9 protein-coding genes are annotated in these 8,006 nt (G+C 56.1%); 7 read left to right on the plus strand and 2 right to left on the minus strand.

The features are described from left to right. Positions 1-249: 249 nt before the first annotated feature. Positions 250-2,010, minus strand: coding sequence for a biotin/lipoyl-containing protein (locus PN477_RS19135; RefSeq protein ID WP_272120020.1), 1,761 nt, complete (start codon positions 2,008-2,010; stop codon positions 250-252). Between the two features lie 114 nt (positions 2,011-2,124). Further along, on the minus strand, positions 2,125-2,472 hold the full coding sequence (locus tag PN477_RS19140) for a hypothetical protein (protein WP_272120021.1): 348 nt from the start codon (positions 2,470-2,472) through the stop codon (positions 2,125-2,127). A 336-nt stretch (positions 2,473-2,808) separates the two neighbouring features. Here PN477_RS19140 and PN477_RS19145 point away from each other — a divergent pair, with 336 nt between their 5' ends. The 7 genes from PN477_RS19145 (at position 2,809) to phnC (ending at position 7,765) form a co-directional block, all read left to right on the plus strand. Further along, positions 2,809-3,387: a hypothetical protein gene (locus PN477_RS19145; RefSeq protein ID WP_272120022.1), complete on the plus strand. Its 579-nt coding sequence runs from the start codon at positions 2,809-2,811 to the stop codon at positions 3,385-3,387. 57 nt (positions 3,388-3,444) lie between these two features. Further along, positions 3,445-3,984: an RDD family protein gene (locus tag PN477_RS19150; RefSeq protein ID WP_072619493.1), complete on the plus strand. Its 540-nt coding sequence runs from the start codon at positions 3,445-3,447 to the stop codon at positions 3,982-3,984. Between the two features lie 43 nt (positions 3,985-4,027). Then, the gene (gene rpmG / locus PN477_RS19155) at positions 4,028-4,222 is read left to right on the plus strand and encodes a 50S ribosomal protein L33 (protein ID WP_072619492.1); all 195 of its coding nucleotides are present in this window, start codon (positions 4,028-4,030) and stop codon (positions 4,220-4,222) included. A gap of 68 nt (positions 4,223-4,290) precedes the next feature. After that, positions 4,291-4,503, plus strand: a complete 213-nt coding sequence (gene rpsR, locus PN477_RS19160) for a 30S ribosomal protein S18 (RefSeq protein ID WP_072619491.1) — start codon at positions 4,291-4,293, stop codon at positions 4,501-4,503. 157 nt (positions 4,504-4,660) lie between these two features. Further along, positions 4,661-6,673, plus strand: a complete 2,013-nt coding sequence (locus tag PN477_RS19165) for a ribonuclease catalytic domain-containing protein (protein WP_272120023.1) — start codon at positions 4,661-4,663, stop codon at positions 6,671-6,673. 12 nt (positions 6,674-6,685) lie between these two features. Continuing rightward, positions 6,686-7,003 (plus strand): hypothetical protein, encoded by a 318-nt coding sequence (locus PN477_RS19170; RefSeq protein ID WP_272120024.1) that lies wholly within the window; start codon positions 6,686-6,688, stop codon positions 7,001-7,003. 9 nt (positions 7,004-7,012) lie between these two features. Then, on the plus strand, positions 7,013-7,765 hold the full coding sequence (gene phnC, locus PN477_RS19175; protein ID WP_272120025.1) for a phosphonate ABC transporter ATP-binding protein: 753 nt from the start codon (positions 7,013-7,015) through the stop codon (positions 7,763-7,765). Positions 7,766-8,006: the final 241 nt, after the last annotated feature.

Genomic DNA, 8,006 nt, shown 5'->3' on the forward strand with positions numbered 1-8,006 from the left:
CCCTCTGCAACTCTCGTTGTTTGAGTGGATAAATGGTCAGGTAACTGGCTGTTCAGAATCCCCCACTATAGCCCGTAGGGTTTAGTGGGGGAGTATGTCAATGGAGCGCCTTCACCCTAATTGGTAGCCCGTGGTAGCTGCCGTGATTGATTTGCAACCTGTTCACTCATTACCCTCACCCCAAACCCCTCTCCCACGGGGCGAGGGGCTTCTGATCTGGACGTGATGATTTCTGAACAAGCTGTATCCTTAACGCACCTGTTTGAGGCTTTCAACTTTATCGGTGAAGAGTTCAATAAACAGACTAATCACTTTGCGATTTTCGCGGACTTTAATGTTCACACTGACCGCCATCCCGGACTTGAGGGGAATGTCGCGATCTGCCACCGATAGCATCTGTTGATCGAGGCGCACCGTCACCGGAAAACGAAAATATTGATAAATTTCATCGGGCGGTAACGCATCAGAACTGATGGACAGGACATCACCTTTAATATCTCCAAATTCACTAAAGGGAAACGAATCAATCCGAATATCAGCCCGCATATTGTCGCGGACAAAGCCGATATCTTGGTTGGTGACAAAGACTTCCGCGACGAGATTATCTTCAGGAACAATGGAGAGTAAAAGTTCGCTCGAATTCGCCACAAAGCCGTTGAAGGCTTGGAGATCAAAGACCGTGCCTGCGACGGCGGCGCGGACTTCTTGGTAGCGGAGCCGTTGGCGAATTTGGGCGATGCGGCTGTCAATTTCCGCCACTTGTTTTTCATTTTCAACGATGACATTGAGGACGGATTGGGTCAGTTGACTGTCAATGTCGGCGAGGCGTTTGTTGTTGGTGGCGATCGCATCCCGGACATTTTTTTGGGTGGCGATGGTGGTGTTGGCGGATTCTTCGCGGCCTTGGGCGATATCGAGTTGGAGGCGGCGGAGTTCTTCCTGGAGTTGGTCGATTTCGGAGCGACGGGAGGCGATCTGCTGCTGTTGTTCTTGGATTTCGATGCGATCGTTGCGCTGGAGGTCTTGGAGGGTGGCGCGGCGATCATTCACCCGTTGTCGCTGTTGTTCCACTTGGACATTGGCGATCGCTTCATTGGCCAAGGGGGCCATGTTGGCGAGGATGCCCTCTTCGAGTTGGAGGGATTCTTGGGCTTGGGCGATCGCGCTGCGGTTGCGGGCTTGGATTTCCTGGAGGACGCGCTGATCCGTCGTGAGGGCGGCGCGGGTGTCCTGGAGACGAAGTTGGGTTTGTTCGAGTTCTTGGCGGATTTGGGCGGTGGCCAGTTGGGAGGCATTGGAGCGCGATCGCAGTTCCGCATTGGCCGTTTGTAACCGTGCCTGATCCGACGCGCCCAAACCCGCCCCGTTACCGCTCAGTTCTGCTTGATAAAATCGATTTTCCTCTAGCACCGCCTGACGATTGCGGGTCAATTGCAGCACATCCGGCGGCAGGTTCAACTTGACAATGGACTGCACCAATTGCGCCGAATCGCCCTCGGCAAGCACACTACGATAGAGGCGATTTTCTTCGAGCAGGGATTGGCGCACCTTCACCGAAGACTGTAATTCCGCCACCGCATCCCCCGAATCAAACCGCACCAAGAGGTCGCCCGGTTCGACGCGATCGCCCTCCTCCACAAACACCTGCTGCACCACCCCTTCCACCGGGGCTTGCACTTCTTTTACCGCGTCTTCCGGCTTCAGTTGCCCCGTGGCGGAGGCCACCTGTTCAATTTCCGCAATACAGGCCCAGCCTACGCCAAAGGTCACCACCCCCACCACTGTCCAAATAATCATCCGCGACCAGCGCGGCGATTGACGCAACACCACCGGCTGATCAAATTCTGGGTAGACCAGGGCGGTGGCCTGTTCCGGGGAGCGTTGGGGGACGAGGGCGGACGAGGAGGGGCTAGGGTCTTGGGTGGACGGGAGCGGCGGCAGGGTGACAAATTTGCCCGTGCTGCTGCTTTGATCCAAGTTTCGATTGTGCTTAAATCCGTTCCCGTTCATCTGTACTGTGCTCGCTTGAGTCCAGGGTTTGAAATGTTCTCCCATCCTAACCCGATCCTCTCGCTTCAGTCCCGTGGCGCGTGGCGATCGCAAGTCGGGTGATCCGTTGATCCGTTAGGAATTACCGCCGAGCAGGATTTCAAATTCAGAGCGGAGAGTTTCCACATTGGCCACACGGGCGACGATCACGGTGTCTTGCTCTGCGATCGCTAGCTTCTGTTGCCAATAGGTGACCCGATCTTCATGCTTCAGCCAAAAATTCACAATCCGAGCCACCACCTCATCCCAATTCCAGTGGGGCTTACTGGGGATCAACTCCGTGGACTGAATCAAACTATCGAGGGTGCAGTGGGGGCTATTGAGATACGCTTTGCTGCGATGGGGATTTTCCGCCGCACTGTACTGATATTCAAAGGCGGTCAAAATTGGCGCAATCCCAACAATGTCGAAGGTATAGCTCATGGCAATTTCACTCACAAACAAGACGAATCAGCAAATTTCGCTTGGGCGGTATTTTAGCGAAACCATTTTTTCAAAACTGTAGCGTTGTAAACTCCGTGTGACCGAATGATCAAGTACGGTTTTTGGGGGTTGACAAAACACAAGTTTAGCCGATCTAAAACAGGATTGGGCGCGATCGCCCACCCCAAACCCCTCTAAGCGTTGCGGCACAGCTAGCGGGCAAGATGGGGATCACCAGCGGGCAAGATGCCCGCACTCCTTAAATCCTGCAATCCATTCATCCCTCACCGAATTACACTAGAAAAGTAGTGTTTTTGAACCAAAGGAACCTCCGACATGGGACGGCGTAAATCCACCGTAAACTTTGTTGCCGTGAGCGACATCACCAAACCTGCCACCGACCAAGAAGGCATCCTCGTCACCGTTGAAGGCCGGGGCGGCGACACTGCCACCAATCGGGAAAAAGCCCTCGAATTGGTGAATCGGATGTGGGAAGATGGCGAAATTGCTGCCGAGCATTTTCCCGATGGTGTGACCCAAGACAATCTTTTTTACGTTCCTGACGACAATCCCGAACCCCTCAACCCCGCCACACTTTCCCCCATCGTCCAAGGCGCACAGGAAATCATCCAACTCACAAAACTGCAACTCGAAGCCCAAGATGCCGCCGACGAAGCCGCCCCCTACATCCCCATCATTGAAGCCGTCCTCGCTCGGACTCGTCCCCTCACCCCGGAAGAGCGCGAACTCGCCAAAGAACGCAAATACGGCAAAGTGATCGAGCGGATGGGAGCCGTGATCGCGTCCCAGGAGGACTATCAAGCCCAATGTACGGGCCACGGTCAACTGATTCTGAATGCGATCGCCTGGCAGCACCAACAGAAAAGCGCGATCGCGCCGCTAGAAGAAGAGTAGAGGGAGGTGAGTTGCTCCCGTACAATATGGGAACACCCGTTTAACTGAGTTGACACCATGCGATCGCCCGACTATCGCCCCGTCCCGAAAAGCTTTCCCCGCGTTCCCTTTGAGCGTCGCTTTTATGCCTTCTTGATTGATTTTGTCACCGTCTGGCTGGGGAGTAGTTTCGCGGGGACGGGGTTGGTGCAGGGGATTGTGTTCTTTTTATTGTGGCTGGTGGTGCGGGTGGTGGTGGTGGATCGCAACCAGGGACAGAGTTTGGGGATGTGGTGTATGGATATTAAAGTGATTGCCCTGCGGTTTCGGCGCGTGCCCGATGTCTATACCTTGGCGAAACGGGAAGGGGTGATCGGGTTTGGGGCCGTGTTGGCAATGGCGGGGTTTAACGCATTTTTCATTAATCCCTTTAGTACGCTGTTGCTGGTGTCGCCCTTGGTGGCGGATTGCGCGATCGCCTACACCGATGAACAATACAACCAAGCCGTTCACGATCGCCTCTTTGATACGGTGATGATCCAAACCAAGCGCGGCTGTTCCCTTGACATTCTGATCCGCCGTGGCCTTGATGAAGTCCGCCGCCGTGTGCGAAGATGACTAATTGTGTCTTTATTTTGGATGGAGGGGCAACCTCACAATCATGGCAAGTAAAAAGGGCGTTAGAATCATCATCACTCTCGAATGCACCGAGTGTCGCAGCAACCCCGACAAGCGGTCGGCGGGCGTTTCGCGCTACACCACAATGAAAAATCGGCGCAACACCACCGGCCGGATGGAACTGAAAAAGTTCTGCACCCATTGCAACACCCATACGATTCATAAAGAAACCAAGTAGCGATCGCACTCCCTGCGCCTCGCCCCTGGATCAATCACCTTAGTTAGTTAACGAATTTCACCGAAACCATGAGCTATTTCCGTAAACGACTTTCTCCGATTAAACCCGGCGATCCCATTGACTACAAGGACACCGAACTGCTGCGCAAGTTCATCACCGAACGCGGCAAAATCCTCCCCCGCCGGATCACCAACCTTACCGCCAAGCAGCAACGGGACTTAACCACCGCGATCAAGCATTCGCGCTACGTGGCACTACTGCCCTACGTCAACGCGGATTAAACCCCGTGCAGCATGCCCACACCAACATAAGGCTAGGACTAGGCGCAGCCTCAGGATCGCGCCTCTCCTCGCTCCTGTAGCGGTTGACTCTGCTAGGGGTTGATCAACCTATGCTACCGTAGTGAACAGATGCAGCGATTGGGATAAGGCGGGCCGGGTGGAAAAGGGTAGATTAGTGGAATTTCGGGTGCAAGGCGATCGCAAACTCGCGGTAGCAGAACGCCCTGAAGGGAAAAAAAATTGGGTCTTCATCGATGAGCGGGGCCAATCCCACACGCTCAAGCCCCAACGCATCGACTACGAAATCGCACCGGGATACGACGCTACAGATATTCCGGCCTTTCTGGATTCGATTCAAGACTATCTCGACCCCTCTAACCTAGAGGTGGCCTGGGAATTGCTGGTGGAAGCGGGCGAAGCCGTCACCCCGGCAGACTTGGCGCAACTGCTCTATGAGAGCCAAGAGCCGCCCGTCTGCTACGCCGCCCATATGCTCCTCGCGGACGATCGCCTCTATTTCAAGAAAAAAGGCGATGTCTATGAACCCCGCCCCAGCAGCCAAGTAGAGGAATTAAAACATCAAATCGCCGTCGCCGCCCAGCGGGAACAGGAGCGAGAAGCGTTTTTGGCGCGGCTTCAGGCGGCCCTGGCGGCGGGGGAGGTGGAGTGGCAAGACAGCGATCGCCCCCGCCTCGAAGCCTTGGAAAAATACGTTCTTTATCCGGAGCAGACCCACAAAGCGGCTCAGGATCTCTTAAGTTCGCTTCAGCGTCCCACAACCCCTGAAGAGGCCTTTGAGTTGTTGGTGCAGGTGGGTTGGTGGTCGAGCCATGAAAACCTGTCTCTCCGGCGCAGTTCTTACCCTGTCCAATTTTCCCAAAAGGTAATCGATGTGGCCCAATCTCGTCTCGACTCCTTCCCCCCCGATCGCGATCGCGATCGCCTCGATCTCACCCATCTAAAGGTCTACACCATTGATGATGAGAGCACCGAAGAAATTGATGATGGTCTGAGTGTGGAAATCCTCCCCGATGGGCGCACCAAACTTTGGATTCACATTGCCGACCCGACGCGCTTCGTCACCCTCAACGATGGGCTTGACCTCGAAGCCCGCCGCCGCAGCACAACGATGTATTTACCCACCGGGATGATCCCGATGTTCCCGAAGGAATTGGCGGTGGGGCCGATGAGTTTGGTGCAGGGGCAGGAATGCGGGGCGTTGAGTTTTGGGGTGATTCTCGATGAGGTGGGCGCGATCGCTGACTTCAGCATCCACGCCAGCCGGATTAAACCCACCTATCGCCTCACCTATCTCGACGTGGATGAAATGCTGGAATTGGCGATCCAAGCCGAGCCGGAAATCATCGCCCTTAATGAAGCCGCCCAACTGCGCCGCCTGTGGCGACGCTCCCAAGGCTCCATTGAAATTCGGATGCCGGAACCCTCGATCAAGGTCAAAAGTGAAGAGGATATTAGTATTGAGGTGCTGTACGAGGCGCGATCGCGCCAACTCGTCGCCGAAATGATGATCCTCGCCGGAGAAGCCACCGGCCGTTTTGCCCAAGCCAACAACATCCCCGTCCCCTTCCGCGGCCAACCCCAACCGGAACTCCCCCCCGACGAGGAGTTAATGAAACTCCCCGCCGGCCCCGTGCGCTACTGTGCCATGCGCCGCTGCATGCCCCGCAGCGAAATGGGCATCACCCCCGCCCCCCATGCCGGCCTTGGCTTGCCCGTCTACACCCAAGCCACCTCCCCAATCCGTCGCTACACCGACCTGCTCACCCATTTCCAAATCAAAGCCTTCCTCCGAGGCGAAACCCCGCCCCTCCCCCCGGATCAACTCCAGGCGATCATCTTCAGCGTCACGGCTTCGGCCCAAGAGGCGATCCTCGTCGAACGCCAAACCAACCGCTATTGGACGCTGGAATATCTGCGCCGCAATGCCGATACGGTGTGGGAAGTGCAGCTCCTGCGTTGGCTGCGGGAAGATGAGCAGTTGGGGTTAATTTTGCTCGAAGATTTGGGGTTAGAATTGCCCCATCGCTTTAATCGTTCCATTGCCTTGGGCGATCGCCTCGGAGTGCAGGTCAGCGCCGCCGATCCGCGCCATGATGTGATCCGGTTCCGCGAGATGGTCAGTTCCGAGGCCACCGCCACCGCTAGTTAGCAGGATCGCAGGATGGATAAGGCATCGTCTCACCCCCTCCACGCCCATCAGATCGTCTGTCTCGAAGACGATCGCGCTCAACTCTACGCGGAAATCATCCAAGTCATCCCCCAACGGCAAACCTGCTGGGTACGGCCTACGGTGTTGGTGCAGGATGAAGTGGTGTATCCGGTGAACGATTGCCCGGATGTGGTGTGGCCGATGGCGCGGTTTCGCCCGGCCTTTGATACGGAGGTAATCCCCCTCCTCTGTCAACTTGAACCCGACCCAGCGGATCGGCGCGGCTGCCACCACCTCCGCCAATTGCTCCAACGGTTAGGGTCTCCTTGAGGGTGTCCGATGCTAACGGTGCGTCAACTGGATAAAACCTATGGGGCGGTGTCGGTGTTGCAGGGGGTGGATTTTGCCTTGGAACCTGGCAGTTTTACGACGATTCTAGGGGCCAGTGGGGCGGGAAAAACGACGCTATTCCGCTGTATTCTCCGCCTCACTCCGGCTGATCGCGGTACGGTGCTGCTGGGCGATCAAGACTTGACCCACTGTTCCCCCCAGGAGTTACGCCGGCTGCGATCGCACATTGCCCCCATCGCCCAACAGTTCAACCTCGTCCGCCGCCGCACCGCCCTAGAAAATTGCCTCGGCGGTCGCTTGTCGGAACTTCCCCTCTGGCGATGTCTGACGAATCAATTTCCCCGTGCGCTCCAACGGGAGGCCCTGGCGGCGTTGGAACGGGTGCAATTACTCGATCATGCCTTCCAACGGGCGGATCACCTCTCCGGCGGTCAACAGCAACGGGTGGCGATCGCCCGCGCCCTCACCCAACGCGCCCGCCTCATCCTGGCCGATGAACCCGTGGCTAGTCTCGATCCCACCACGGCGCGATCGGTGTTGCACCTGTTGCGATCGCTGTGCAAAACCGAAGGCATCACCGTCCTGTGCAATCTCCATCAGGTGGAATTGGCGCGGGAATTCAGCGATCGCATTTTAGGGATGCGATCGGGGGCGATCGGGTTTGACCGTCCCGCCCATCACGTCCAAGATTCCGATCTCGCTTGGCTCTATCAACGGGATTCACCCCGCTCGACATTCTAAAATTAGGGTGCGCTATCTTAATCCTGTCTTAATCAGCAGGCTTCGCTGCCGGTGGAATCAAAGATAGGTAGGTTATCCCTATCCAGATCCATACCCAGCCCAACTTGACATCCTCACCGGGCTAAAGCCACAGTGATTCCTAAGATTCACATCTTAGGTTTCTGCTTCATAGCAACAGCCTCCACCCGCAAGGAGTTTATGGTCTTACGTTCGCTCCACAGACTATCCCCGCTAGCCCAGC

The organism is Spirulina subsalsa CS-330 (assembly GCF_028330765.1).
GTDB lineage: Bacteria > Cyanobacteriota > Cyanobacteriia > Cyanobacteriales > Spirulinaceae > Spirulina > Spirulina subsalsa_A.

Bases quoted from the DNA above. Each gene is read 5' to 3' on its own strand.
- PN477_RS19145 (WP_272120022.1), top strand. From the start codon at position 2,809: ATGGGACGGCGTAAATCCACCGTAAACTTTGTTGCCGTGAGCGACATC.
- PN477_RS19170 (WP_272120024.1), top strand. From the start codon at position 6,686: ATGGATAAGGCATCGTCTCACCCCCTCCACGCCCATCAGATCGTCTGT.
- PN477_RS19135 (WP_272120020.1), bottom strand. From the start codon at position 2,010: ATGAACGGGAACGGATTTAAGCACAATCGAAACTTGGATCAAAGCAGC.
- rpmG (WP_072619492.1), top strand. From the start codon at position 4,028: ATGGCAAGTAAAAAGGGCGTTAGAATCATCATCACTCTCGAATGCACC.
- phnC (WP_272120025.1), top strand. From the start codon at position 7,013: ATGCTAACGGTGCGTCAACTGGATAAAACCTATGGGGCGGTGTCGGTG.
- rpsR (WP_072619491.1), top strand. From the start codon at position 4,291: ATGAGCTATTTCCGTAAACGACTTTCTCCGATTAAACCCGGCGATCCC.
- PN477_RS19150 (WP_072619493.1), top strand. From the start codon at position 3,445: ATGCGATCGCCCGACTATCGCCCCGTCCCGAAAAGCTTTCCCCGCGTT.
- PN477_RS19140 (WP_272120021.1), bottom strand. From the start codon at position 2,472: ATGAGCTATACCTTCGACATTGTTGGGATTGCGCCAATTTTGACCGCC.